Consider the following 24,995-nt stretch of genomic DNA (forward strand, 5'->3'; position numbering starts at 1 on the left):
TTCAGAACCAGCAAAACAGTTCATAAAGGCACGACTCAGAACAGAATTGTACATATGTTCGTCATTCGAACCATACGCTAAATAGGCCGGTACTTACGATTGCGACAGCGTAGCGTCAGTGCCCACGTAGCGCAGTACCATCTCGGTAACGTGATCTTCTAGTTTGCGCTGGTTCTCAGGCGCGGCTTGTTGCCAATCAAAAATCCGCGAAAAGGTGTGCTGGTTTGAGACATTGAAAAACGACAGCGCGCTAATCAGCCAGTGCAGTTCCCGTGGATCCAAGCCTTCGCGAAAACAGCCCACCTCTAAACCGCGAGCATAGACGTTGGTGAGCGCATCAATCACCCCGGCGTTGAGTGATTGAATCAACTCTGACTGCGCCAAAAAGCGGCCATGATGAATATTTTCGATCATTACCAGGCGAATAAAATCGGGGTTTTTGGCGTGATGGCAGAAGGTAAACCGCACTAGTCGGCTAAGCGCCTCAAGGGGGGCTAAGTGGTCAAGATCAAGCTCGGCTTCCTGAAGGCGCACTTTCTGATAGGCGGCTTCCAGGGTGTGCAGATAGAGCGTCTCTTTATCATTAAAGTAGTAGTAAATCATGCGCTTGGAGGCGCGTGTTTTTTCGGCGATCTCATCAATCCGGGCCCCTGAGAGGCCTTTTTCGGAAAACTCGCGAGTGGCCACCGCAAGAATATCGGCGCGTACGGATTCGGGGTCATTTTTACGCCGTCGCCCTGCGGCAGGGGGACTGGCCTTGGTAGAAGGAGCTGTCATAGAGCATGCCTTTTATTGTCGTGGTCGTCTTTGGTCTAGTATGCCATAGCTTGACTGAACGTACCATTTCGTACATTGTTGATTGTGACAGGATGGAACGGCTAAACACGCCACTGCTTTAGGCTTTTCCAAACCTTATAACAACGGCCCGACAAGAGGACAACAACAATGTCTCTGACCCCTATGTTTACAAGCCCTATGTTTACAAGCCCTATGTTTACCAACCCCAAGTTTATGACCCCAAGGTTTACATTGAAGCAACTGCCTTTGAAACGCGCGCTGACGGCGGCCCTCGCGACGGCTACGCTGGTTGCCGCAGCGAATGCTTCTGCCCAAACGCTACGCTTTGCCCACGTCGACCCCGATGACTGGACCACCTCCAAAAAAGGCGCAGCGGGTCAGGTGTTTAAAAATCTGGTGGAAGCCGAAACGGATCTCACCGTAGAGCTCTACCCCGCTGGCTCGCTCGGCGGTGAAACCGAGCTTATTGAAGGTGCTCAGGATGGCACCATCAGCATTGCGATGGTCTCCGGTGCCTACGCCAACTTCTGCCCGGCGGTCGCTGTCACGGATATCCCGTACACCTTTCCGTCAGCGCCCGTTGCTTGGCAAGTAATGGACGGCGAGTTCGGTACCGCACTCGCCGAACACTGCTTGCAGGAAACCGGCCTACGCACGCTGGCTTACGGCGAAACGGGCTTCCGCCACTTCACCAACTCCGTGCGCCCGATCAACTCGCCTGAGGATATGGAAGGCCTGAAGTTCCGCGTTCAAACCATTCCGCTCTACCTGGAAATGGTTAGCGCTTTGGGTGGCGAGCCCCAGGGTATTGCCTGGGGTGAAGTACCCACAGCGCTGGCTACCGGCGTAGTCGATGGCCAGGAGAACCCGATCTCCGTGATCTACGGCAATAATTTCTATGAGTTTCAGGATTATTTGACCCTGGATCGCCACGTTTACGGCGTCGATCACCTGCTGATTAACGATGAGATCTTTCAGTCGCTAAGCGAGGAAGAGCAAGCTGCCGTTAAGCGTGCCGCCGTGGTTGCGGGTACCACCGGCCGTGCCATTCAGCAGTTCAACTCGGCTGAGGGGATCACCAAACTGGAAGCAGAGGGCATGGAGATCACCCAGCCCACCGCTGAGCAGATGGAGGCCTTCCGCGAAGCCGCCCAGCCGCCGGTGCAGGCGTACCTGACCGAAGAGCTTGGCGATGATGCAGAGTGGATCGAGCGTCTCTCTTCCGCTGTGGAAGAGGCGTCCGCGCGCTTCTAACCCCTGCCTAAACAAAGCGCGTTGCGAGTGGGCCTTAGGTGGCCCACTCGCGACCCTGCGTGCCTGACTATCGATCGAAGGTGCTCTTATGTCTCATCTTCTCGCCCGGCTACACCGCGGCCTGATCCTGTTCAATGGCAGCTTGGCAGGGCTTGCCATGGTGCTTATTTTCCTGCTGGTCGCGGGCAATGCCTTTGCGCGCTACACCTATGGCGGCTCCATTACCTGGGGAGAAGATACCGCCATCTATTTGATGATTTACGGCCTAATGTTTGGCATGTCCTGGGCGTACTTGCAGGACAAACATATCGGCTTTGACCTTATTCGTCGTCTACTGCCGCCGCGCTGGGTGCGTTGGCAGGCCGTGGCCGTTGACCTAGTAGTGCTTGTGGTGGGCATTGGCTTGATGTGGTCAGCCGTTGAATTCCTCGCCTCCCGCGGAGGCCGCACCTCATCAAGCACGGGGATGCCGATGTGGCTGTTTCAAGCCTCCATGCTAATTGGCGGCGGGTTGCTCAGCCTCTCTGCACTGGTGATGGCGGGCCTGCGTCTGAGCAATCAACAGGACGAGGAGACATCCGCATGATCTTTATACTGCTTCTAGCCCTTATTCTGCTTGGTGTGCCGTTTGCCTTTGCCATCCTCGGTTCGCTAACGGTGCTGATGAGCACCGGCGATTTGCCCTACCACATCCGTATCGTCTCTCAGCAGTTTTTCGGCGGGATGGAGTCTTTCCCGCTGCTGGCCATACCGCTGTTTATTTTGGCTGGCGAGCTGATGAACGAGGCGGGTATCACGCACCGGATTATTAACTTGGCCACCGCCATTGTCGGCCGTCTTAAAGCCGGACTGGCACACGTGAATATCTGGGCCTCGGTGATTTTTGCTGGCCTTTCCGGCTCGGCGATTGCCGACACCTCCGCGCTTGGGCGGGTGTTTATACCGTCAATGGAGAAAGAGGGCTATCCCCGGGATTTTGCTGCTGCGCTCACCGCTGCCTCTTCGGTCATTGGCCCGATTATTCCACCCAGTATTCCGGTGATTATCTACGCGCTGACGGTGTCGGGGGTGTCGGTACCGGGGCTGTTTTTGGCTGGTATCGTGCCGGGCTTTTTGCTGGCATTGGGGCTTTCCATCTACGTCTACTTTTTTGCCGGTGACCTTGGCGCTGCACAAACCAAGAAACAGTCACGCCGCCATGCCCTTTTGCATGGTTTGCTGCCGGCCCTCATGCCGGTATTTGTGGTCGGGGCGATTCTTGCTGGTATTGTCACGCCTACTGAAGCGGCGGCCTTTGCCGTAGTCTACGCGCTGCTTCTGGGTGTGGTGCTCTACCGCAATATCAAACTGGTTAATCTGCCCGCTATCTTCGCCCGCGCCATGCGCGATAGCGCGGTGATTATGGTCATCATGGGCGCGGTCGCTGCGGCCAACTGGGTGTTAACGTTCGAGCGCGTACCCAACATGCTCACCGAGTGGGCGCTGATGAGCATCGATACCCAGTGGACCTTCCTGATCGCCGTGATTCTGCTCCTGCTGGTGGTGGGACTGTTTTTAGAGGGTATAGCGGCCATCTTGGTGCTCGTGCCGATCCTCCACCCCATTGCCATGGCGCTGGGTATCGACCCGCTGCACTTCGGCATCGTGGTGATCTTCAATCTGATGATGGGGCTGATCACGCCGCCCATGGGACTCTGCCTATTTGTCGCCGACTCCGTCTCCGGCGTGGGTATGGGGCCGATTATCCGCCGCATTCTGCCGATGCTGGGCGTGCAGTTTTTGATCCTGCTGCTGATTACCTTCGTCCCCGCGCTGGTCACCTTCCTGCCGCGTCTGGCGGGTTACTGATATTCCTCAATGCAAGGAGCGTGATGCCATGTACTCATCCATTGCTACGGTTTGCCTAAGCGGCTCGCTGGAAGAGAAGGTAGACGCCATCGCCCAGGCTGGTTTTGAGGGGCTTGAGCTATTTGAAAACGACCTAACGGCATTTACTGGCACTCCACGGGAGGCCGGCGAGCTGATTCGCTCCCGCGGCCTTAAGCTGGTCACCCTACAGCCGTTTCGGGACTTTGAAGGCCTGCAGGGGCGCGCCCGGGAGCGGGCGCTCGACCGAGCCGAGCATAAGTTTGACCTGATGGAGGAGCTCGGCACAGATCTACTTATGGCGTGCAGTACCGTCCACCCTGATTCACTCCCGGGTTTAAGCCGCGCCGCCGATGACTACTATGAGCTCGGCGAGCGTGCCGCGCGGCGTAACCTGCGCGTGGCCTATGAGGCGCTGGCCTGGGGCCGCCACATTCACGACTACCGCGACAGCTGGGAAGTGGTGCGCCGCGCTGCACACCCCAATGTGGGGCTGGTACTGGATACTTTCCATATTTTCTCCCGCCAGACGGAGCTGGGCACCATTGGCCGCATCCCCGGGGATCGCATCTTTCTAGTTCAGACCGCTGATGCGCCGCGTCTCTCTATGGATCACCTGTCGTGGAGCCGCCATTACCGCTGCTTCCCCGGCCAGGGCGAGCTGCAGATGGATAAGTTTATGGCCATGCTGGAGGAGACCCGTTACGACGGCCCGCTCTCCCACGAAATCTTTAACGATGTCTTCCGCATGGGCCACAGCGACCAGACCGCCCGCGACGGTCTGCGCTCGTACAATTTGCTGCGCAGCATGCAGAGTGAAAGCGGCATTCCCGCGCCCCAGCCGATTGAGTCGGTCGCCTTTCTGGAAATCGCCGTTGAGCCTGCCGATTTAGCACCGCTGCGCGAGTTGCTCAGCGCACTGGGTATGGCCTGCGTGGGGCGCCACCATACGCTCAACGCCGAGCGTTGGGCCGCGGGCGACGTTAATCTGGTGCTCAACACCGAGTCGAACTTCACTGGCCGAGTACCGGGTCGCGATGCCACTGCCATCACCGCCATTGGCCTGCGTGTGGGCAACGCCTATGAAGCGTTTAAGCGGGCAGACAAGCTGGGCTACGATATTGTCGAGCCCGAAGAGGTGGGTGCCAGCCACCGTATGAGTGCACTGCGCAATGTGGATGGCAGCCTCTCCTATATTATTGACGACTCACAAATAAGCCGTACCTGGGATCGTGAGTTCACTGTCGATGTTCAGCCCGTCCCCCAGGGGGCGTTGGTGGATATCGACCATATCAGCGTAGCGCTCTCTTACCACGACTACCTCTCGCTGATGCTGCAGTACCGCGCTATTTTTCAGCTGGCGCCAACGCCCTCCTTCGATGTCACCGACCCCCGCGGGTTGATCCAGAGCCAGGTGCTGCAAAACTACAATGGCCGCTTTTGCTTGGCACTTAACGCCAGTGCCTCGCCGGATACTGCCAGTAACCGTTTCGTGCGCCAGTACGGCGGCTCGGGGATTCACCATGTCGCCCTGCGCACCAACTCCATGCGCGACACCAGTGCAGCGCTTCAGCAGGCGGGCACTCCGGTGCTGCCGATTCCCGGTAACTACTACCGCGACCTGGCCGCACGCGTTGACCTTCCTGCGCAAACCCAAGCATGGATGCAGGCGCACCACATACTCTTTGATCAAGACAGCAACGGCGACTTCTATCAGTTATATACCCAGCCCGGCCGCCAGGCGTTCTTCTTTGAGCTAGTGCAGCGTGATGGCTACCAAGGGCTTGGCGCGCCAAATGCCTTTGTGCGCGTCACCGCGCAGCAGCGTCTAGAAGCAGAAATTGATGGCATTGCTCAAAAAACGCCAAACCATGACACAGGAGAGAGCCAAGCATGATCAAACTCGGACTGGTAGGGGAAGGCATTGCCAAATCGCAATCCCCGGATTTACACGAACGCCTGGGTGCCTCGTTAGGCGAGCCAGTACGCTACGATTTAGTTGATAGCCTGGGGGTAGCAGATTTTGACTTTCCCAACGCCATACAAAAGCTGCGTACCGAGGGCTACCGGGGAACCAACGTTACGTTTCCCTTCAAGGAACAAGCCGCGCAGTTGGCTGATATTCGCGGCGAAGGCGTACGACGGGTAGGCACCGCCAACACACTGCTGTTTGACGCTGACGGTCTGCGCGCTGAAAACACCGATTACACCGGTTTCATCAGCGCCTACCGTCACTCCTTCGGCAGTCAGTCCGCAGGCGATGTGCTGTTGATCGGCGCCGGGGGCGTGGGCCGCGCAGTGGCGTGTGCGCTGGGGGAGCTTGTCGTGAGTCATATCCACATTCTCGAACACGATGCCTCGCGAGCAGAAAGCCTTTGCCATGACCTTAACGCCATGGGTATTAACGCGGCATGCGTAACGGCTGAACAGGCACAGCGAGAACTGCCGCATTGGCAGGGCGTGGTCAACTGCTCACCCATTGGCCACATCAACCACCCTGGCTGCCCCATTGATACCAGCGGGCTTAGCGATCAGCACTGGGTCTTTGATGCGGTTTACATCCCCGCTCACACCGAGCTGTTAAACGCCGCCCACCAGGCGGGCGCCAAAACGCTTTCGGGTGTTGATCTGTTTGTGTTTCAGGGCGTGGATGCATTTCGCTTTTTCACCGCGGATTGTATCGCCCCCGAACAGATCGACCCGCATGTGATACCGCTACGTACACACTACATAGAACAGCTCGTCACGCCTTCTGCTCGCTCCGTATCATAACGTTCGGGCCTCGAAGCGCTTGTCGTGAAGTTCTGATCGTGAAGCTCTTATCGTAAAGTTCTGGCAAAATAACGTACAGTTATTCGCCATTCGAACATAACTATTTGTCTTCATGCGCTGAAGAGGCACAGATGCTCGCTATTCTTAGTATTACCACCCCCATATTCCTACTGATTGGTTTAGGGTATATAGCGAGATGGAGCGGCATTATCCAGCGTGAGCAGATGCAGGGAGTCGGCGTATTCGTGCTCTACTGCGCACTGCCTGCGCTAGTGATTCGTGCGTTAAACCAGCAATCACTGGAAGAGATTTTCAAGCTCAACTACCTGGTGGCTTACGGCCTGGGCTCTATCGCCGTGTTCAGTGGGGGATTGCTGCTCTGCTTAAAACGACAGCGCCAGCCCCTTAACGCCAGTGCCATGCAGGCCCTAGGTATGGCTGCGTCCAACAGTGGCTTTGTCGGCTACCCGGTGGCGGCCATGGTCATTGGCTCCCCAGCGGCGGTACTCTTGGCGCTGAATATGGTCATTGAAAACCTGCTTATTATTCCCGCCGCGCTGATTTTAGCTGAAATGGGCAGCCATCAAGGTTCCAGCGTATGGAAGACGGTCAAACACACAGCGCTTAGCCTAATCAAAAATCCGGTGCTGATTGGTTTACTGGTCGGCATTAGTCTCGCGGTATCCCACGTACAGATACCTGGCCCGCTGTTTAAAGCCATTGATATGCTAGCCGATGCAGCTGGCCCTGCGGCGCTTTTCGTCATTGGCGGGGCGCTATTTGGCCTGCAGGTAAAAGGAATGGCCAGGGACGTTGGCCAAATAGTGGCCGGCAAACTCCTCTTTCACCCGCTGGCTATATTCATCGCCTTTTATCTTGTCCCAGGTATCGACCCACTTTATATGGCCGGTGCGCTGCTGTTTGCTGCCGCACCGTTGATCAGCATTTACCCCCTACTCGGCCAGCGCTATGGCTTAGCCGGGGTGAGCGCGGCGGCTCTGCTGGTGGCGACTATCGCCTCCTTCTTTACGCTTAGCCTAATAATTTGGTTGATGACGATGTCGGGACTGATGACGTTTTAACGTTTGGGTTTATACAAAAACAAAGATTGATGACCGCCAAGGATAACAAAAATGCATCCACACTCTGATCAAAGCAGAACATCTCAGCATCACTGCGCCGTGGTGACCGGCGGGGCTAGAAACATCGGCCAAGCCATTGCCCTGCGTCTCCAGCAGGAGGGTTACCAGGTTATCGTGGTGGATATTGTTGAGCCGGAAGCAGCGTCTTTGCAAGCTGATGCCGTCCTGGTCGACCTTGCCGATGCCGATGCCTCTCGCCGGGTGATGGCGAAAATAGCCGAGCGCCATACGGTGACCCGGTTGATCAATAACGTAGGCATTGTCGCCCCCGCGCTGCTTGAAGAGACGCGGCTTGAAGACTTCGACACATTAATGCACCTGAACGTCCGCTCGGCGCTGATATGCACACAGGCACTGCTGCCTTCCATGAAAGCAGCCGGTATGGGGCGCATCGTCATCAATGCCAGCCGCGTGGTGCTCGGCAAAGAGGCGCGCACCATTTACAGCGCCACGAAAGGAGCGCTGCAGTCTATGGCGAGAACCTGGGCGTTGGAGCTGGCGGAACACGGCATTACGGTTAACTGCGTTGCCCCAGGGCCCATCGCTACCAGTGCCTTTTGGGAGAATAATCCTCCCGATTCTGAGCGCGCCCGTCGCATCATCGATAATATTCCGTTAAAGCGTATGGGCCAGCCCGAAGACGTAGCCCAGGCCGTCAGCTTCTTTTGCGACGACCGAAGCGGCTTTATGACCGGCCAAACGCTGTTTGTTTGCGGCGGTGTTACGGTCGGATAGGCCAACCAAGGGCTGCGCGCTCAGCGCAGGAATACTCCCCCTTATGCGCCGCCCAGCTCGGCAAGCGCCTGGGCCAGCGAGTTGGCTTGGCGACGCTCATACAGCGCAATTTCATCCGTCACGGCGGTGCCCAGGGCCTGCTCAAACGTCTGCTGGCTGGAATGGCTGCTGTACTCATCGCGCGTCCCATCGCCCAGGTTAGACTGGAAGATGCCCGCCGCACTCACCGGTAGAAAATCTTCGTAGATCATGGGCGTTGCCACCAGCGCACCCGTTGCTAAAAGCCGTTCGATGTTATCGCTAGTGGCGTCCTCTGCCGTGGTAGCCCCCGGCACTGCACGGTAATGGAAAAAGGCCAGCTCTTGGCGGCGCAGCGCGTCTTGATCATCAGGAAACTCAACAAACGCTTGGGCTAAATGAGCTTGATGGTCAGCATTAGAAACGGCTGGCTCGCCCTGACGTGAGGCAGCCAGCAACTGGTCGTAAAGCATTCGCCCTTTACGGGTCAAGGCAACCCCGCGCTGCTCGATTTCACCAAAGCGCGCCGTATGCTGGCCTTCTGCCTCATCCGCAAAGTAGATGGACTCCTCCAGTGCTTTAAAACTGGTTTGCCGTAATAGAATCGGGCAGTGGCGCCTAGGCGGCCCTTCAATAATCGCCTTCGGGGTAATACCTTTTGTCGGCATACGCTGCTGCACCGCGTCTATGTCCAGGGTTCGCGGGGTCAAGTGGTTGATATGCGGCCCGCGGAAGCAGACCACATCCGCGATCAGGCGATGCTCTTGGTGTAGCGCTTGATACGTCGCTAAATCGACAGTGGCATCGCGGTGCCAGCGGAAGGTTTCCAGCGCCTCAACCACAAAGGTTTCGGCCTCGGCTTCGTTGAGCCCACCCTGAGCCTCAAAGCGTTCGATCAGGGCGACGGCCTGCGGGGTGACGATCTCTCGCGACGCTATAATCGCCGCCGCCCGATCGCGCAGCTCGGCATCCGCAATGAGCTCAAGCCGGAGTAACGACGTGAACAAACGGAAAGGGTTTAACTTCAGGGCTTCATCGTCAATGGGACGAAACGCCGTTGCATGAACAGGCACGCCAGCGACTGAAAGGTCATAGTAACCCACCGGGAACATGCCCATAACGGCAAACATGCGGCGCAACAGCGCCAATTCTTCGGGGCTGCCCACCCGGATAGCGCCGTGTCGCTCAACGTGCAACCGCTCCATCTCACCGTTTGCAGTGAGCGTGTCCGCTAGCCTGACATCGCGCTCAATGACCTCTCGATTAACGTCCGCCACCAGCGAGAGCAGCGTGCCGTACTGGGGTACCTCTTGCTGATACATATCGGACATCGCTTGGGAAAAGCGGTCACGGATACGATCGGCACTATAAAAGTGGTCACTCATTGACTTGTTCTCTTGTCACATTCAAATGTTTGTAAAGCCTTAGCGGTTTAGGAGGTCTTAGACGTTATAGGGCGCTTCCTGCGCGCCTCCCAAAAGCGATAAAACGCCAAGCCAATCGAGCCCACTGTCAGGGCGATAAAGAACCAAGTAATCGGGCCACGTACAAAAATTGATAGGTCATTGGAGCCGATTAAAAGGGAGCGGCGCAGGTTATCTTCAAACATCGGACCCAGGATAAAACCGATCAGAAAAGGGGCTGCGGGTATCGCCGCCCGATTGAAGATATATCCCAGCACACCGAAGGCCAACATCAACCCAACATCGAAGGTATCGTTATTGACCGCATAGGCGCCGTATACGCAAAACATCAGGACGATGGGAAACAGAATCGGCTTTGGAATATCAGCAATTAATGAGAAGTACTTAATTGCCACATTACCCACCACCAGCAAAATAACGGAGCTGAGCATGATGCCCATAAACAGCGCATAGATCAGTGATAGGTTCTCTTGGAACATCAGCGGGCCAGGCGTCAAACCATGCACCATAAAGGCGCCGAGGATAATCGCGGTAATCACATCACCAGGAATACCTAACGAGAGCAGAGGGATCATGGTAGCGCCCGCGACGCCATTATTGCCCGCCTCCGCGGCCGCAACACCCTCGACTTCACCTTTACCGAAATTAGCCTTATTAGGCGAGCGCCTACGCGCATCGCTGTAAGAAATAAACGCCGCCGCGGTGGCGCCAGTACCCGGTATCGCGCCGATGATGACCCCAATTAAACTGCCCCGTACGATGCTCGACATGCAGCGCTTCAGTTCGGAAAACGCCAAGCCAGCACCACTGGCCTTAGCTTTAATATGCGGCACCGCTTTTTTGCGATAAAACTCAATAATCTCCGGTATGGCGAACAGGCCAATCAACAAAGGAATAAAGGAGATGCTATCCATTAAGTTGTAGCTGCCAAAGGTCAACCGCTGAGAGCCAAAGACATCGTCAAGCCCTACCATGGAAAGCAGAATGCCCAGCAAAGCCGCCATTAAGCCTTTAATCATCGAGCCACTGGCCAAGGAAATAATAATGGTCAGCGAGAAGCAGATCAGCCAGAAAAATTCCGGGGCGCCGAAATTAAGCGCGATCTTAGCCAGATAAGCGGCAAAGAAGATAAGCGCGATGTTGGAGATAAAATCGGCGATAACCGAAGAGTATAGCGCCGCCTTGAGGGCTTTCTTCGCATGCCCCTGCTGGGCCATGGGATAGCCGTCAAGCAGCGTACAGGCAGAAGCAGGAGAGCCTGGCGTGCGTATCAAGATCGCCGTAATCGAACCACCGTACATCCCCCCTTTGTAAATCCCCACCAGCAGCAAGATGGCGGCAATCGGCTGCATTGAGAAGGTAAAGGGCAGCGCTAATGCCACCGCCATTGTCGCGGTTAATCCTGGGATCGAACCCACCACCACACCGATGACAACCCCCACGGCGATCGCCAGGAAGTTCTCCAGGGTAAAGAATAGGTGTATGACTTCCGAAAAATTTTCCATAGCTCACCTAGTACGAGAATCAGTCAATCAGAGCCAAAACGGCATTATCGGAAGCGGTACATTCATCACTTCAACAAATAAGAATGTAACGACGATGGGAAACAGGAAGGCCAAGCTATACACCCACCATGTGCGCACAGGGTGGGCCACAAACAAGACGAGCGTTGCAAGGATGCCACAGAACACCGCGCCCATCGTTTCAAACAGGGCAACGTAGATCACTAACGCAACGACCATCATAAAGAAACGCCGCGGCGAGCCCTTTTCAATCGCTCGCTCATCTTCCTCGCGAGCACCTGTTACCAGTAAGCCTTGGAGGATGAGCAGAATGGAAAACAGCAAAATCAACCAACCCACGATCGTAGGCAGCCAGCGGGGCGACATCATCGGGTTTTGCAGAATGGGCGGCTCATTGATGTAGTTGGGTACCAGGTAAAAGACCAGCACAAGGGCAAATCCCAGCAGGACAACGCCTGCTATAACATCGCCGATGTCCTTTATCTTCACCCTGCGATGGGAATCCGATGTCGTCATCGCTGCCTTCTCCTAACAAATAAGAGAGGCGAGGACATAGCCCTCGCCTTAACTTATTGGGGGTTACTGAACTTATTGACTGATACCAGCCTGCTCGGCAACCTCTTCCCAGCGCTGCAGGTCATCGGCGATAAACTGTTTGAACTCATCACCGGCCACTTGGCCCGGCTCAGCACCCAGCTGTTCGGCGAAATCCAGAAACTCTTCGCGCTCCATGACATTGGCTAGCGCTTCTCGCATTGTGCTCTGGGCCTCTTCAGGGAAGGAGCTGTGCGCAATCAGGCCGAACCAGGCAGTCGTGATGAACTGGTCGAGGTTATATTCACCGATTTCTGACAACGTCGGGACATCGGGAAGGTACTCGGAACGCTCGGCAGAAGTAACCGCCAGCGCACGTAGATCACCTGAACGTATGTGCGAGAGCACCGCTGGCATGTTCTCAAACGAAACATCCACATCGCCGCTCAGCAACGCAGGAAGCGCCGCGCCGCTACCCGCAAAAGGCACTGCCGTCATATTCGTTTCGGTCAGCGTTTTGAATAACTCACCCGACATATGAATGGAGCTACCTACACCGCTGTGGCTGAAGGTCATGTTGTCTTCTTTCGCAGCTTCGATAAACTCAATAACATTCTCATAGGGGCTGTCTGCGGGCACCACCATGACATTGGGGATATCGATCATATTTTGTAGAAAGACAAAATCTTCAACGGGGTCATAGGCCAGGTCTGGGTAAATCGCGGCACCAATCGTGTGTCCTGGGGATGCCATCAGGATGGTGTGGTCAGCATCACGGCCACCGCGGGCCAGCCTGCCAGTGCCGACAGTGGAGCCCGCGCCTGGGCGATTTTCTACAATGACATTGGCATCGAGTTCTTGCTGAAGGAGATCAGCAACACGACGGGACAAGACGTCGGTAGTGCCACCCGGCGCATAAGGAACGACCAGGCGAATATCGCTAGTCGGCCACTCATTGGCGCTAGCGGAGGAAACAGTGAGACCGAGAGCCAAGGCGCTGCTGCAAACGGCGAGACAGGTTGCGGCAAAGATTTTTTTCATTTTAACTTCCTATTATTGCTTTGTTTTTATGTTCGCATTTCGTACATCTATTCGCGCTACATACAACGAGATTACTCTTTTACTTTAGTCATAAAAAACACGACTTTAGTATAAATAACTGAAACTAAAGTGTATTTAACTTAATAGGCTAATCAACAGACACTGCTTTATATATTAGAGTTGGCAGATGTTCATAGGGCGCAGCAGGATTCTCATCGCTGACAGCTTCCGGCTACGCCATAACAACTTTCCCCGTTATTGAAGTCTCACCTTATGAAGTGCTTGCCGACTTCATAAGGGCGTCTAAAGCCGCCTGATATCCCTGTGTTCCCAGCCCAGCGATAACGCCATCGGCGCGCAGCGATACATAGGAGTGGTGGCGGAAGCTTTCGCGCTTGTGCACATTAGAAATATGCACTTCGATAACCTGGCCCTCAAAAGCGTTAAGCGCATCCAGAATAGCCACCGAGGTGTGGGTATAGGCAGCGGGATTGATGATAATCGCCTGAGTGCCATCCAGCCGTGCCGCATGAATAGCGTCAATCAGCGCGCCTTCATGGTTGCTCTGCAGGCAGTTAAGCTCCCAGTCAGCCATAACGGCTTTTTCCCGCAGCGCGTTATTGACGTCTTCCAGGGTCTCGTAGCCATAGATTTCCGGCTGGCGAGTGCCGAGCAGATTCAAATTAGGGCCGTGCAGCACTAACACTTTACCTTGGCTCATGTATCGTTTTCCTTGAGCAGTTCACGATGGTAGTGGGCAAATAGCGTAGCGGACTGCTGATCAGCCGCTGCGCGCTTGGAGGCGTCGACGCCTTGAAACACAAATAGGCTAACACCGCTAACCGCCGTAGTGCCCGCTTGCTTTACCGCGCAAATAAATTCGGTCACTGTTCTCCACGATGATTTCGTGTTGCTAATTAGCGCTGGGCGGCCTGAGCGGCCAAGCGAATGCCCGCGTTAGCGGCGCCAAACTGCTGATAGGCGCCACGCCGCTCAACGATTTCGAAGAAAAATCGGCCCGAGAAAGTTTCCGTATAGGCGTGGAAGAAGTCGCCTTCGTCGTTGCGGTCAAACAGAATATTGCGTTTACGCATTGCCTCTAACAGCTCTTCTTCCAGCCCGTAACGCGCTTCAAGATCGTCGTAGTAATTCTGCGGAATCTTCAGCAGCGGCAAACCCCGCGCTTGGAGTTCATCCACCGTGGCGAAGATATCGTGGCTCTCAAAGGCGATCTGCTGCACGCCACCGCGAAACTCGCTCAGAAAACGCCCTGGCTGGGTATCCTGGGCCTGTGAAACCGTCAACGGGATGCGAATACTCTGCTCTGGGCTAATCACCGCTTGGCTGATCATCATGCCCCTTGGGTCGATAATCTCGTTCTCCGTGGCCGCATTGAAACCAAACACAGTGCGGTGAAAGAGCTGCCAACTGAGTAGCTGCGTCGCGGGGAGTACGTAAGAGAGGTGATCGACCCGGGCAAGACCAGCCTCATTGCGGCTCTCTTGGTCAAACAGTTCAAAATCGGTTCGCCACTGCAAGTCTTCAGCGGCCTGGTCATCCACTAGGTACACAAGGCTGCCTTCGATACCCCGAAGCGCTGAGATTTCCATCTCGCCTTCGCCCACCTGGCCACGGAATGTCTGTGCCTTAAAGGCTTTGGCACGGGCCAGCCCGCGCTCAACGTCATCAACACGGAAACCTACCGCACACACCGAGGTACCGTGAAGCAGCCGGAAAGTATGGGCAAAGCTGTCCGTTTCAAAATTGAGCACTAAGTGAATTTCGCCCTGCTTCCAGAGTTCGACATTTTTGGAGCGATGGCGGCCCACATGGCGAAAGCCCAGTGCATCGATAAACTCGCCCAGCGGCGCGGCGCTCTCTTCATCAAGGGTAAACTCAATAAAATGGATGCCGTTATAGCTGGGTGCCGGGGGAATAGGGCTTGCCCAGGGGCCATCCTCAATAAGGTTATCGAGCAAAATTAGCGAGCGAAGACCATCTAGAGCAGTGATTTCAGTTGGCGCTGCGCGGAAGGCGTCGCTAAAAATTTCCAGCGACAGCGGGCCGTCGTAACCGGTTTTGGCAAGCTCAGCCATAAAGGCTTTCAGCGGCAGGCGCCCCTGGCCGGGGAAGCAGCGGAAGTGGCGACTCCACTGGAGTACATCCATATCCAGTAGCGGCGCATCGGCCACCTGGACGAAGAAGATTTTTTGTTTAGGGATTTTGCCGATGGCTGAGAGATCGTGACCACGGGAGAGAATATGAAAGCTATCGAGCACTATGCCCAAATTAGGGTGATCAACGCGGCGCACGGCTTCCCACGCATCGCGATAGTCCGAGATGTGGCGCCCCCAGGCCAACGCTTCAAACCCCACCCGAATATTACGCTTTGCTGCCAGTTCAGCAAGTTCGCGCAAATCGGCCACTACGCGATCCATATCGTCCATGGCCTGGGGGGATACATTGCTACACACCAGCAAAAAATCCGTGCCTAGCTGCTCCATCAGTTCAAACTTACGCTCGGCGCGCTTCAAATTACGGCTGCGCTGAGGTTCTGGCATTGCCTCAAAATCGCGAAACGGTTGAAAGGCAACAATCGCCAGCCCAAGACGCTCACATAGCGCACGTACTTCTTGCGGTGAGCCATCGAAGGAGAGCAGATCATTTTCAAATATTTCTACGCCATCAAAACCGGCACGGGCAATGGCTTCCAGCTTCGTCCGCAGGTCCCCGCTTAGACAAACAGTAGCAATTGCGCGCATAGCATCCTCCCAGGTAGTGCTCTCAAGCAAATGCGCTCTAGCACTACGACGATATTATGTGTCGCTATAACTGAGCCAATGGCTTTCAGTGCAGGTGCCAATTGTTCGCATAGCGTTCTTTAGTTCGCATTATGCACGATAACGTAGGGTGTGTGGCAACCTGTTCGCTATACTACTAATAATACGCCTAGCGCACTCCTTTACTATGCGAATGCTAGAGGGGTTTATTGTGAATAGACACAACGGCTAATGCATTCATACTGCTATTGCCACCGGCTAAATAAGCACGCTTCACATTGCTTTGTATCAGCCATCGCACACTATTCAACCTTGGTCTTATACGAAGGCTTGTTGATTGACAGCCGCCATACCGACCTCTAGTGTTCGCCCTAAGCACTTAAGTTCGTAAGGCGAACTAATATCGCCAATAGCAGCACTAATATAATAATTTGTTGGAGGATAAACATAATGACTAAGCCACTTTTCACCCAGTTGGCCATCGCTATCGGCTCTTTGGCAGTCGCTAGTGGAGCCCTCGCCGATTACCCTGATCGTAACATTCAAGGCACGATTCAGTGGGGAGCCGGGGGCGCCACCGATAACGTGGTACGCAGCCTGACACCCCATGTTGAAGAGGTTCTGGATACCACTATTGTTCTCACCAACCGCCCTGGTGGTACCGGCGTGATTGGCATGAACCATGTCATGCGCCAGCGCCCTGACGGCTATAACCTCCTTTTTGGTGCGGAGAACCCCCAGCTCTACCCACTGATGGGCTTAGCCGATTTCACCTACGATGATATGTACCCTATCAACATTATCGGCCAGGGCCGGGTTGTCATCGCTACCCATCCTAATAGCCCATTCGATACTTTCGCTGAGCTGCTTGAGTACGCCCACGAAAACCCCGACGAGCTCAAAATGGGCGGTACCGGTGCCGGTGGCTTGCCCAGTACGATTCACGCAATGATCAACTCTGTCGACGAACTTAATGTTCGCACAGTGACCTTCGGTGGAGATGGACCTGGTGTTACGGCACTGCTGGGTGAACATATCGACTTTATGCCGCTAAGTCTTTCTGCTGTGGCCGAACAAATCCGCGCGGGCCGCCTGAAGGGCCTGGCCGTGCTGGGTAGTGAAGAACTGGAGGATCTGCCGGACGTTCCGCCGATCACCGATGCTATCCCAGAGCTTGATTCATTCTTGCCTTGGGGCCCGTTCTGGGGTGTCTTTGTGCGTGAAGATACACCCGATGACGTAAAAGCTACCTTGGAAGATGCTTACGAGCAGGCCGTTGCCAGCGATGGTTTCCAAGAGTTCTTGGCTAATTTTGGTGGCGAATCGCTCAACCTCAACGGCGAAGAAGCGCAGCAATACCTGGATAACTGGCAATCCGTCACAGCGTGGTCAATGTTCGAAGCGGATGCGGTCGAAAAATCTCCAGAAGAGTTAGGTATTCCACGCCCCTAACGCTATCTTCCTATGACTTAGGGGACAGGATTACCACCTGTCCCCTTGGAGTCTCTGTATGACTAAAAAAATTGAGCGCGTTCGGGCGGGAGAAAAGGTCTTTGACTGGTTGCTTCTGCTGTTTAGTGTCGGCGTCCTCTACGAGGCTTATCGTATCGATAATGGGGTGCAGCTGAACTCCGCTGGCTCATTTCCTGTCGGGCTCGCCTTGATAATGCTCGCTTCCTCAATAGCCATTCTCTTCAGCCATCGGCGCAAGCAGCGAGATCCCCAAATTCACAGCGCTAGCCAAGAGTTTAAAGTGTTTTTACATGAGCATTTTAAAACTCATATTGTGGTGTTCTCGATAGTATCGATGCTCTATTTGGTAGCTATCGTATGGACAAGCTTCTATGTCAGCACCTTTATCTTTTTAGCCGCTATGTTCATTTATTATCGTCAAGGAAAAATCATTAGTTCTTTAGTGATTGCTTCGCTTGCCATTGCGGTAATTTATGTACTTTTCACGATAGTGTTTCGTGTCTATCTTCCTTGATAATGAACCCCGAGGCATCCAATGAGTGATACCTTCTCCTATCTGCTCATGGCTTGGCTTGATCCAGGTCTATTGGGCTTAACTGCCCTGGGCGTTATCGCCGGTATTTACATCGGCGCTATTCCCGGCCTCTCGGTTACGATGGCCGTCTCCATTCTGATTTCATTTACGTTTTCCTGGGACATTAATAACGCGCTAGCGCTGATGGTGGGCATTTACGTCGGCGGCGTTTACGGCGGTTCGCGCACGGCCATCCTGCTCAATATTCCTGGTGCCCCATCAGCGGTCACCACTGCTTTCGACGGCTACCCGCTAGCCCAAAAAGGTGAAGCGGGCAAAGCAATCGGCCTGAGTACCGTAATGTCGGTGATCGGTGGCTTGATTGGTGTTGCCGTACTCGCAGCCACGGCCCCACACCTTGCCGACCTTGCGCTTAAATTTGCCCCCCGCGACTACTTTTTAATCGCCGTCATGGGCTTGCTACTGGTCAGCTCGCTATCAGGTAAATCGCTCGCACGGGGTATTTTCTCTGTCGCCCTGGGTGCCACTATTGGGTTGGTCGGGATGGACATGGTAACCGCCCAGCCACGCCTCACCATGGGCAGTATGGAACTGCTGGGCGGGATTCATTACGTGGTGGTCATGATTGGCCTGTTTGGCGTCGCGGAAGCGTTTTACCAGCTGCACAATATGGCCAAAGTGCCCGTTAAACAGAACGTCGATAAGATCGTTCCGCCTCTTAATATGGTGCTCAAGTTCTTACCGCTCTCTTTACGTACCTCTATTATCGGCGTCGTGGTTGGCGCGCTCCCCGGTACCGGTGGCGATATTGCGTCACTGTTTGCTTATGATCACGCCAAGCGCACCGTTAAAAACCCTGAAGTGCCTTTTGGCGAAGGCGCCTATGAAGGGCTTGTGGCACCTGAAACCGCCAATAACGCCGCAGTGGGTGGCGCTTACGTACCTATGCTTACCCTCGGCATGCCGGGTGACGCGGTCACCGCCGTGATTATCGGTGCCCTGGTTATTCATGGCCTGAATCCAGGTCCGATGCTGATGATCGAAACACCCTATATCTTTTGGTTTACCGTCGGCAATTTGGCATTGGCCAATATCTTTTTGCTCATCTTTGGACTAACCGGTATTAAGCTTTTTTCAAAGATTGTTGAAGTGCCCAAAGCGATTATGATCCCGCTGATATTGGTGCTGTGTGTGGTAGGTACCTACTCGCTTAACAGCAGCATGACAGAAGTTTATTGGATGCTAGGCTTTGGCATATTGGGCTACTGGCTGAAGATGTTTGGCTTTCAGATGGGCCCGATTATTCTAGGCGTCATCCTTGGCCCGCTGCTGGATGAGTCTTACCGGCAGGCCATGTCATCGGTCGGTGACAGCAGTGCAGACTTCCTACTCGCGCTGGTGATCAATCCGCTTTCGTTGGTACTTACCTCCGTTATTGTGCTGGTTTTACTAGGTAATACTCCCCTCAAAAGTTGGTTATATTCACGCTTCAAACGTAGCTAACGTTCGTATAACGGTACTTACCGCCTGGGTATAGTGCCGTTTTTTGCTTGGAACCGAGCCAGCGGAGTAGTTCCGTGAGTGATGACAATACGATCCCTTCTTATGCATTGGTGTTTGACTTCGATGGTGTTGTTCTCGACTCAGCAACCCTAAAACGCCAGGCGTTTGCCGACGTATACTGTCAAGCGCCGGAAGCTGATTACCGTGCCATCGTGGCCTACCTTAGCCGTCGCGGCGGCCAGCCTAGAGAGGTCAAGTTTCGCCATATTGAAGAGCACATCCTGGGCAAACGAGCCAGTGACGCGCGTATTCAGGCGCTTTGCAGGCAATTTAAAGATAGTGTCGAAGAGCGCTTACTGGCCGCACCGCCCATTCCTGGAGCGCTAGAATTTTTAAGCGATTGGCACCACCGCCGATTGCTATATCTACTCTCTGCCACACCCGAGCAGGAACTCACGGCCATTGTGGAGCAGCGTCAGCTGGCGCCTTACTTTAAAGAGGTAGTGGGGGCGCCCCCGGACAAGGCCACAGGCTTGCGCAACTTACTAACCCGGCACCAACTGGCACCGAAAGCCGCCGTAATGATTGGCGATTCGTATAATGACTATCGCGCCGCACGATCAAATGGAACGCTGTTTGTTGGTGTCACGGCGAATCCCGCTCAATCTCCCTTCCCAAACGATGTTGTCACGATTAAAGACCTCTGCACATTGGTTCAAGCTCTCAACCTACTATAGCGATCAGCGCATATATGTTCGCTATTCGAACAATATGCTATATTGGTCTTTTAAATTTACGCCTATTCCGATGAGTGGACACCGATGGAAGAGCAGCTTCTGGATGAAATGTTAACCCCCGATGACCGCGACTTCGTGACAGCGCTGGCAAGCGGTTTGGAAGTGATTTTAGCCTTTGATGAAAGCCATCCACGCATGACGCTTAGCGAAGTGGCCGCGCGCACTGGCATGAACAGGGCCAAGGCCCGGCGCTTTCTGCTCACGCTGCACGCGTTAGGCTATGTACGCAAACAGCAGCGCTACTTTGAGCTAGCGCCGCGGGTGCTTCAACTGGGTTACTCATTTTTGTCTGCTAATAATTACCGCAGCGCTATTCAGCAGTATCTGGAGGAGATCACCAACGAGTGTGGTGAGTCATCTTCCTTAGGCGTACTGGATGGCGATGAAGTTATCTATGTAGCCCGTTCAGCGGCGCGCCATAGACTGATGGCCATTACGCTATCGGTAGGGACGCGCTTGCCAGCAGCACATACCTCAATGGGCCGCGTTCTGCTCGCTCAGCTTCCAGAAGCAGAACTGGATGCCTACTTAGAGCGTCTAACGTTAGAACGCTATACCAGTAAAACGTTTACCTCTAAAATCGAGCTTAAAAAGTGTATTCACAAGGCGCGCCAGCAAGGCTACGCCATTGCCGATCAAGAGCTTGATTCCGGCTTGCGCTCACTGGCGGTACCGGCGTTTGATGCCAACGGCAAACTGTTGGGCGCCATCAACATTAGTACCAATGCGGCACGTATCGATTTAGACACGCTGCTCAAAGAGTACTTACCGCTGCTTCAGTCCAAAGCACGTCTTATCCGCACCACTATTAGCTGCTAACTCGCCTAGTGCGCCAGCGCTTGTTCACGCAAGGCTTACTGGCGCATCTTTAACTGCTCAAAAGCCCCCTCTGCGCTTAGCGGGCAAGCTTCTGAACCTGTTACATTAGTGCTTGATTTTGTTGACGTAGGCTGGCTCCCATGACGCTTCCACTTTACCTAGGCTTGCCCATGTGGGCCAATCAAGACTGGCTGGGCAACCTTTACCCACGCCATGCCAAAACCGAGCTGTTAAGCGATTACGCGGCTGTGTTTTCCAGCGTTGAGGGCAATACAACCTTTTATAGCGGCACCCCAAAGCCGGAGACCATTGCCGCCTGGGCGCGCCAGGCTCCACCCCACTTTCGTTTCTGTTTTAAATTACCGGCCAGCGTAACCCACGATCAACGGCTAACGCGATTAGCGGATGCCTGGGCATTTTTAGCCGCGCTTGAACCGCTTCATGATCGCCTGGGGCCAACCATGGTGCAGCTACCGCGGGATTTCGGCCCCCAAGAGCTTCCTCAGCTTGAAGCGCTGCTCGCGGCTTGGCCTGCCCATCTACCTTGTGCAGTCGAGGTTCGCCACCCTGAGTTTTTCCACAAAGGAGCCGCCGAAACAGCCCTTAACCGCCTGTTGATAACTTATTCGGCCAACCGCGTAATGCTCGACGTGCGCCCGCTCTTCTCAACCCCGGCCAATAGTCATATGGGCCTGGCCCACGCTCAGCAAGAAAAGCCGAAACTCCCGCTACACGTGCTTTCCACGGCAAATTATCCGGTGATTCGCTTTATTGGCCATATTGACAAAACGATTAATAGCAGCTACTTCACTGCTTGGAAAGCCCGCCTAAAGCTGTGGATAAATCAGGGGAAAACCCCTTTCTTATTTGTGCATACTGCGGATAATCGCGAGTCTCCCCACTTGGCCCGTTTACTCTATAACGCGCTCGGAGAAGTGACGCCTTTACCCCCACTTGGCCCCTTCGCCGAAGAAAAGCAAAGCCAGCTGTTTTAACCCACCTTTTTAGGTCAGCTAACTGGCATGCAGGCTTTTGATCGGATAAATTGCGCTTACTTTCGGAAAAGTACGCTGGCAATAACGCTTCTTTCCGAAAACTAGCGTGCACCGCACGCAGTGACTTACACAACAATCGACTTAATGGGTGATGTATGGCGAAGCTTGCACATGCGCAGTGGTCATCGCGGATGACCTTTGTGCTGGCCGCCGCTGGTTCAGCGGTGGGTCTGGGGAATATCTGGAAGTTTCCCTATATGGTGGGTGAAAGCGGCGGCGCTGCTTTCGTATTTGTATATTTACTCTGTATCGCGCTGATTGGCTTGCCCATTCTCGTCTCCGAGTGGCTATTGGGTCGTCGCGGCCAGAAGAACCCCGCCAGCACCATGTCTGAACTGGCACGCGCGGCGAAAAAGCCTAAAGCATGGGCCATCGTGGGCATCAGCGGGATTGTTGGGGCCTTTTTGATCCTGTCGTTTTACAGCGTAATTGGTGGCTGGTCGCTCTATTACACCGTTAACTCGGTGAGTGGCGCTTTTAGCGGTCAAGATGCCGATGGCATTGGTGCGCTGTTTAATGGCATGTTGAGTAACCCTGGGTTGCTACTGCTGGGTCACTCCGTGTTTATGCTGCTGGTCATTGGCATTGTCGCCCGCGGCGTTACCAAAGGCCTTGAAGGCGCTGTACGCATTCTGATGCCAGTCCTCGCACTGCTGTTGGTCGTGCTGATCGGTTACGGCATGACAACCGGCCACTTTGGCGAGGCGTTGACGTATATGTTCAACCCGGACTGGAGCAAGCTCACAGCAGAAACCGTGCTAGCCGCCTTGGGCCATGCCTTTTTCACGCTCTCGCTGGGCATGGGCATCATGATGGCTTACGGCTCTTACCTGGGCAAAGATATCAACCTGCTACAAACCGCCCGCACGGTCATCATTATGGATACCGTGATCGCATTAGGCGCTGGTTTAGCCATCTTCCCGATTGTATTTGCTAATAATTTGGATGTCGCTTCGGGCCCTGGGCTGATTTTTGTGACCCTGCCGCTGGCCTTTGGCAATATAGATGGAGGTTTACTGCTGGGATTGATGTTCTTTTTACTGCTGACGTTTGCGGCATTAACGTCGGCGATTTCACTGCTGGAGCCAGTGGTGGAGTTTATTGAAGAGCGTACGCCGCTAAGCCGTGTCACCGCAACCATTGTGGCCGGTGTGGGTGCTTGGTTATTGGGTATTGCGGCGCTGCTATCGTTTAACGTGTGGAGCGAACCGCTGCTGTTTGGATTAGGTGTGTTTGACCTACTGGATACGCTGACCAGCAAAATTATGCTGCCGCTAACGGGGCTGGGGGCGATTCTGTTCACCGCTTGGTGCTTGGAGCGCAACAGCGTGGAAGACGAGCTGGGCCTTTCAGCGACCGGCAAGAGTGTATGGAACATCATCGCACGCTATGTAGCGCCCGCTGGCGTTATTGCTGTGTTCGTAACAGGGCTAATCTAAGCCACCAAGGCCCTGCTAACTAACCGGCAGGGCAGCGTGGTTCTGCGCAGATAATAGTTGCGCCCCTAACCTCTTGGCATCCTAAAACTTAGTGCAATTCGCTCTCTTGCCGATCTTCATCGGGCAAGGGGGCGATATCCCGCGATAACTTTTGAAACTCACGATGAAGCTCAATACCTCGCCGCGCTCTTAAGCTGCGTTGGGCAGCGCTGCGCTGGCGTTGAGCGTGCTCATCGACTTCCATACTCATAAAGATGTCGAGCAATTCGCTTTTAACCGAGGTGATTCGTTCGACGTTTCTCATAATCGACGTTCCTCCAGATGAATATGCCTTCGTCCACCTGCATCCGTGACGACTGTTATGATGCAGTGCGGCACTTCAATTATTACTATACCCTACTTGACAAAATGATGACCAATCTTAAAAAAACTGACTAACGACCTTTAAACGCTGTTGGAACGCTGCCTAATAGTTCGTGGCCCTATGGACTCATTGAGGCATACTGTAAATACCACATTGAAGCACTACGAAGCATTACAGTGAGCAGATAGGCAGAAACGGTCGTTTAAAACGATCGTATATTGGCGTACTGTTGACTACCTGCTGGCTGAGCACCCAAGGAGCTGAACGTGAGTCGCGCCCTGTTCGATGAAATGAGACGCCGCATGGAGCACTTTCGACGCTCCGAGCAAAAAGTGGCGCGGTTTGTACTGCGCAACCCAGAAGAGGTTATCCACATGCGTATTGTGGATTTAGCCACCGAAGCCACCGTGAGCGAACCCACCGTGGTGCGCTTTTGCCGTGCACTGGGGTGCAATGGCTTTCAGGACTTCAAGTTACAGCTGGCGCAAATGCTGGCCAGCGGCAGTCAGTTCGCGCAGTTTTCCATGAATGATAGCGACTCGGTCGCTGAGTTTTCCCACAGTATTTTTGACTCGACCGTGGGCACGCTGCTCTCAGTGCGCGACCGGCTTGATAACGACGCCCTGGGCCGTGCAGTTAACGCCCTGGCGATGGCCAACCGGGTCGAGTTCTATGGCTTTGGGGCTTCCGGTGCCGTGGCCTTTGATGCCCAGCACAAGTTTTTCCGCCTGCAGATCTCCACTTCTGCCTACGCCGACCCACATATGCAGAATATGTCGGCAGTGACGTTGAATGATGGCGACGTGGTGGTGGCAATTTCACAAACAGGCCGTACCAAAGCGTTAGTCGCCAGTGTGCGCCTGGCTCGTGAAGCGGGCGCGACAGTCATTGGCCTGTGCCCCAGCGGCTCGCCGCTCGCCGAAGAGGTTAGCCTGCCGCTGTATATCGATGTCCATGAAGACACCGAGATTTACACCCCGCTTAGCTCGCGGATTGCCCATCTAGTGTTGATTGACGTACTTGCCGTCGGCGTGGCCAAAACCCGCGGGCCGAAACTCGCCGAACAGCTCAAAGCGGTTAAAAAGAGCCTTAATACGCTGCGCTTTCCTGAAGAATAATTAGC

Annotated in this window: 25 protein-coding genes; 15 read left to right on the top strand and 10 right to left on the bottom strand. The window is 54.4% G+C overall.

All coding sequences use genetic code 11. The annotated features are described in order from the left end of the window. Window positions 1-93: 93 nt before the first annotated feature. Both U738_RS15600 and U738_RS23835 read right to left on the bottom strand, forming a co-directional pair. Window positions 94-777, bottom strand: a complete 684-nt coding sequence (locus tag U738_RS15600) for a TetR/AcrR family transcriptional regulator (protein WP_035556106.1) — start codon at window positions 775-777, stop codon at window positions 94-96. Window positions 778-878: 101 nt separating this feature from the next. Then, entirely contained in the window at window positions 879-1,154 is a 276-nt protein-coding gene (locus tag U738_RS23835) for a hypothetical protein (protein ID WP_152561144.1), read from the bottom strand. Between U738_RS23835 and U738_RS15605 the strand changes: the two genes are divergently transcribed. The 7 genes from U738_RS15605 (at window position 1,045) to U738_RS15635 (ending at window position 8,567) form a co-directional block, all read left to right on the top strand. Beyond that, complete coding sequence (locus U738_RS15605) at window positions 1,045-2,052, top strand: DctP family TRAP transporter solute-binding subunit (protein WP_231896777.1); 1,008 nt, start codon at window positions 1,045-1,047, stop codon at window positions 2,050-2,052. The two genes, U738_RS23835 and U738_RS15605, sit on opposite strands and share 110 nt — an antisense overlap. A gap of 88 nt (window positions 2,053-2,140) precedes the next feature. Next, a complete protein-coding gene (locus U738_RS15610; RefSeq protein WP_022521152.1) occupies window positions 2,141-2,638 on the top strand; it encodes a TRAP transporter small permease in 498 nt (165 codons plus the stop codon). Continuing rightward, window positions 2,635-3,900: a TRAP transporter large permease gene (locus U738_RS15615; RefSeq protein ID WP_035556110.1), complete on the top strand. Its 1,266-nt coding sequence runs from the start codon at window positions 2,635-2,637 to the stop codon at window positions 3,898-3,900. The genes U738_RS15610 and U738_RS15615 overlap by 4 nt, the downstream gene beginning before the upstream one ends. A 28-nt stretch (window positions 3,901-3,928) precedes the next feature. Beyond that, window positions 3,929-5,815, top strand: coding sequence for a bifunctional sugar phosphate isomerase/epimerase/4-hydroxyphenylpyruvate dioxygenase family protein (locus tag U738_RS15620; protein WP_050712808.1), 1,887 nt, complete (start codon window positions 3,929-3,931; stop codon window positions 5,813-5,815). Next, the gene (locus U738_RS15625) at window positions 5,812-6,690 is read left to right on the top strand and encodes a shikimate dehydrogenase family protein (RefSeq protein WP_051912792.1); all 879 of its coding nucleotides are present in this window, start codon (window positions 5,812-5,814) and stop codon (window positions 6,688-6,690) included. Before U738_RS15620 ends, U738_RS15625 begins: the two co-directional genes overlap by 4 nt. Before the next feature lie 131 nt (window positions 6,691-6,821). Beyond that, entirely contained in the window at window positions 6,822-7,772 is a 951-nt protein-coding gene (locus U738_RS15630; RefSeq protein WP_035582182.1) for an AEC family transporter, read from the top strand. A 51-nt stretch (window positions 7,773-7,823) separates the two neighbouring features. Continuing rightward, window positions 7,824-8,567 carry an SDR family NAD(P)-dependent oxidoreductase gene (locus U738_RS15635; protein WP_051912793.1) on the top strand — a complete coding sequence of 248 codons (744 nt, stop codon included), beginning with the start codon at window positions 7,824-7,826 and terminating at the stop codon, window positions 8,565-8,567. Window positions 8,568-8,608: 41 nt separating this feature from the next. Here U738_RS15635 and hglS read toward each other — a convergent pair whose 3' ends face one another. The 7 genes from hglS to U738_RS15665 all read right to left on the bottom strand — a co-directional run bounded on the left by hglS (window position 8,609) and on the right by U738_RS15665 (window position 15,869). Next, entirely contained in the window at window positions 8,609-9,970 is a 1,362-nt protein-coding gene (gene hglS, locus U738_RS15640) for a 2-oxoadipate dioxygenase/decarboxylase HglS (protein WP_035582185.1), read from the bottom strand. 47 nt (window positions 9,971-10,017) lie between these two features. Further along, a complete protein-coding gene (locus tag U738_RS15645; RefSeq protein WP_022521135.1) occupies window positions 10,018-11,514 on the bottom strand; it encodes a tripartite tricarboxylate transporter permease in 1,497 nt (498 codons plus the stop codon). Between the two features lie 27 nt (window positions 11,515-11,541). Beyond that, window positions 11,542-12,048, bottom strand: a complete 507-nt coding sequence (locus U738_RS15650) for a tripartite tricarboxylate transporter TctB family protein (protein WP_022521134.1) — start codon at window positions 12,046-12,048, stop codon at window positions 11,542-11,544. A gap of 72 nt (window positions 12,049-12,120) precedes the next feature. Further along, on the bottom strand, window positions 12,121-13,107 hold the full coding sequence (locus U738_RS15655) for a Bug family tripartite tricarboxylate transporter substrate binding protein (protein ID WP_022521133.1): 987 nt from the start codon (window positions 13,105-13,107) through the stop codon (window positions 12,121-12,123). A 271-nt stretch (window positions 13,108-13,378) separates the two neighbouring features. Then, on the bottom strand, window positions 13,379-13,828 hold the full coding sequence (gene aroQ, locus U738_RS15660; RefSeq protein ID WP_035582188.1) for a type II 3-dehydroquinate dehydratase: 450 nt from the start codon (window positions 13,826-13,828) through the stop codon (window positions 13,379-13,381). Continuing rightward, on the bottom strand, window positions 13,825-13,995 hold the full coding sequence (locus U738_RS23250; RefSeq protein WP_197671963.1) for a hypothetical protein: 171 nt from the start codon (window positions 13,993-13,995) through the stop codon (window positions 13,825-13,827). The genes aroQ and U738_RS23250 overlap by 4 nt, the downstream gene beginning before the upstream one ends. A gap of 29 nt (window positions 13,996-14,024) precedes the next feature. Beyond that, window positions 14,025-15,869 (bottom strand): bifunctional sugar phosphate isomerase/epimerase/4-hydroxyphenylpyruvate dioxygenase family protein, encoded by a 1,845-nt coding sequence (locus tag U738_RS15665; protein WP_035582190.1) that lies wholly within the window; start codon window positions 15,867-15,869, stop codon window positions 14,025-14,027. A 468-nt stretch (window positions 15,870-16,337) separates the two neighbouring features. Here U738_RS15665 and U738_RS15670 point away from each other — a divergent pair, with 468 nt between their 5' ends. From U738_RS15670 to U738_RS15700, 7 genes are all read left to right on the top strand, one after another. Continuing rightward, window positions 16,338-17,339 carry a tripartite tricarboxylate transporter substrate binding protein gene (locus U738_RS15670; protein ID WP_035582192.1) on the top strand — a complete coding sequence of 334 codons (1,002 nt, stop codon included), beginning with the start codon at window positions 16,338-16,340 and terminating at the stop codon, window positions 17,337-17,339. Window positions 17,340-17,397: 58 nt separating this feature from the next. After that, entirely contained in the window at window positions 17,398-17,874 is a 477-nt protein-coding gene (locus tag U738_RS15675) for a tripartite tricarboxylate transporter TctB family protein (protein ID WP_035582195.1), read from the top strand. A 21-nt stretch (window positions 17,875-17,895) separates the two neighbouring features. Next, the gene (locus U738_RS15680) at window positions 17,896-19,398 is read left to right on the top strand and encodes a tripartite tricarboxylate transporter permease (RefSeq protein ID WP_035582197.1); all 1,503 of its coding nucleotides are present in this window, start codon (window positions 17,896-17,898) and stop codon (window positions 19,396-19,398) included. Window positions 19,399-19,472: 74 nt separating this feature from the next. Next, window positions 19,473-20,135, top strand: coding sequence for an HAD family hydrolase (locus U738_RS15685; RefSeq protein WP_035582200.1), 663 nt, complete (start codon window positions 19,473-19,475; stop codon window positions 20,133-20,135). Window positions 20,136-20,219: 84 nt separating this feature from the next. Further along, window positions 20,220-21,014, top strand: coding sequence for an IclR family transcriptional regulator domain-containing protein (locus U738_RS15690; RefSeq protein WP_035582203.1), 795 nt, complete (start codon window positions 20,220-20,222; stop codon window positions 21,012-21,014). A gap of 140 nt (window positions 21,015-21,154) precedes the next feature. Continuing rightward, window positions 21,155-22,009, top strand: coding sequence for a DUF72 domain-containing protein (locus tag U738_RS15695; protein WP_035582205.1), 855 nt, complete (start codon window positions 21,155-21,157; stop codon window positions 22,007-22,009). Window positions 22,010-22,164: 155 nt separating this feature from the next. Then, window positions 22,165-23,508 carry a sodium-dependent transporter gene (locus U738_RS15700; RefSeq protein WP_035582207.1) on the top strand — a complete coding sequence of 448 codons (1,344 nt, stop codon included), beginning with the start codon at window positions 22,165-22,167 and terminating at the stop codon, window positions 23,506-23,508. 88 nt (window positions 23,509-23,596) lie between these two features. Here the strand turns inward: U738_RS15700 and U738_RS15705 are convergent, their stop codons facing one another. After that, entirely contained in the window at window positions 23,597-23,812 is a 216-nt protein-coding gene (locus U738_RS15705) for a PA3496 family putative envelope integrity protein (protein ID WP_022521120.1), read from the bottom strand. Between the two features lie 326 nt (window positions 23,813-24,138). Here U738_RS15705 and hexR point away from each other — a divergent pair, with 326 nt between their 5' ends. Continuing rightward, window positions 24,139-24,990, top strand: coding sequence for a transcriptional regulator HexR (gene hexR / locus U738_RS15710; protein WP_009286287.1), 852 nt, complete (start codon window positions 24,139-24,141; stop codon window positions 24,988-24,990). The last annotated feature ends 5 nt before the right edge of the window (window positions 24,991-24,995 follow it).

This window comes from Halomonas sp. TG39a (assembly GCF_000744395.1).
Classification (GTDB): domain Bacteria; phylum Pseudomonadota; class Gammaproteobacteria; order Pseudomonadales; family Halomonadaceae; genus Vreelandella; species Vreelandella ventosae_B.

Excerpts from the sequence above, each read along its gene's own strand:
- U738_RS15600 (WP_035556106.1), bottom strand. The coding sequence starts at position 777 with ATGACAGCTCCTTCTACCAAGGCCAGTCCCCCTGCCGCAGGGCGACGG.
- U738_RS15610 (WP_022521152.1), top strand. The coding sequence starts at position 2,141 with ATGTCTCATCTTCTCGCCCGGCTACACCGCGGCCTGATCCTGTTCAAT.
- U738_RS15615 (WP_035556110.1), top strand. The coding sequence starts at position 2,635 with ATGATCTTTATACTGCTTCTAGCCCTTATTCTGCTTGGTGTGCCGTTT.
- U738_RS15620 (WP_050712808.1), top strand. The coding sequence starts at position 3,929 with ATGTACTCATCCATTGCTACGGTTTGCCTAAGCGGCTCGCTGGAAGAG.
- U738_RS15625 (WP_051912792.1), top strand. The coding sequence starts at position 5,812 with ATGATCAAACTCGGACTGGTAGGGGAAGGCATTGCCAAATCGCAATCC.
- U738_RS15630 (WP_035582182.1), top strand. The coding sequence starts at position 6,822 with ATGCTCGCTATTCTTAGTATTACCACCCCCATATTCCTACTGATTGGT.
- U738_RS15635 (WP_051912793.1), top strand. The coding sequence starts at position 7,824 with ATGCATCCACACTCTGATCAAAGCAGAACATCTCAGCATCACTGCGCC.
- hglS (WP_035582185.1), bottom strand. The coding sequence starts at position 9,970 with ATGAGTGACCACTTTTATAGTGCCGATCGTATCCGTGACCGCTTTTCC.
- U738_RS15645 (WP_022521135.1), bottom strand. The coding sequence starts at position 11,514 with ATGGAAAATTTTTCGGAAGTCATACACCTATTCTTTACCCTGGAGAAC.
- U738_RS15650 (WP_022521134.1), bottom strand. The coding sequence starts at position 12,048 with ATGACGACATCGGATTCCCATCGCAGGGTGAAGATAAAGGACATCGGC.
- U738_RS15655 (WP_022521133.1), bottom strand. The coding sequence starts at position 13,107 with ATGAAAAAAATCTTTGCCGCAACCTGTCTCGCCGTTTGCAGCAGCGCC.
- aroQ (WP_035582188.1), bottom strand. The coding sequence starts at position 13,828 with ATGAGCCAAGGTAAAGTGTTAGTGCTGCACGGCCCTAATTTGAATCTG.
- U738_RS15665 (WP_035582190.1), bottom strand. The coding sequence starts at position 15,869 with ATGCGCGCAATTGCTACTGTTTGTCTAAGCGGGGACCTGCGGACGAAG.
- U738_RS15670 (WP_035582192.1), top strand. The coding sequence starts at position 16,338 with ATGACTAAGCCACTTTTCACCCAGTTGGCCATCGCTATCGGCTCTTTG.
- U738_RS15675 (WP_035582195.1), top strand. The coding sequence starts at position 17,398 with ATGACTAAAAAAATTGAGCGCGTTCGGGCGGGAGAAAAGGTCTTTGAC.
- U738_RS15680 (WP_035582197.1), top strand. The coding sequence starts at position 17,896 with ATGAGTGATACCTTCTCCTATCTGCTCATGGCTTGGCTTGATCCAGGT.
- U738_RS15690 (WP_035582203.1), top strand. The coding sequence starts at position 20,220 with ATGGAAGAGCAGCTTCTGGATGAAATGTTAACCCCCGATGACCGCGAC.
- U738_RS15695 (WP_035582205.1), top strand. The coding sequence starts at position 21,155 with ATGACGCTTCCACTTTACCTAGGCTTGCCCATGTGGGCCAATCAAGAC.
- U738_RS15700 (WP_035582207.1), top strand. The coding sequence starts at position 22,165 with ATGGCGAAGCTTGCACATGCGCAGTGGTCATCGCGGATGACCTTTGTG.
- U738_RS15705 (WP_022521120.1), bottom strand. The coding sequence starts at position 23,812 with ATGAGAAACGTCGAACGAATCACCTCGGTTAAAAGCGAATTGCTCGAC.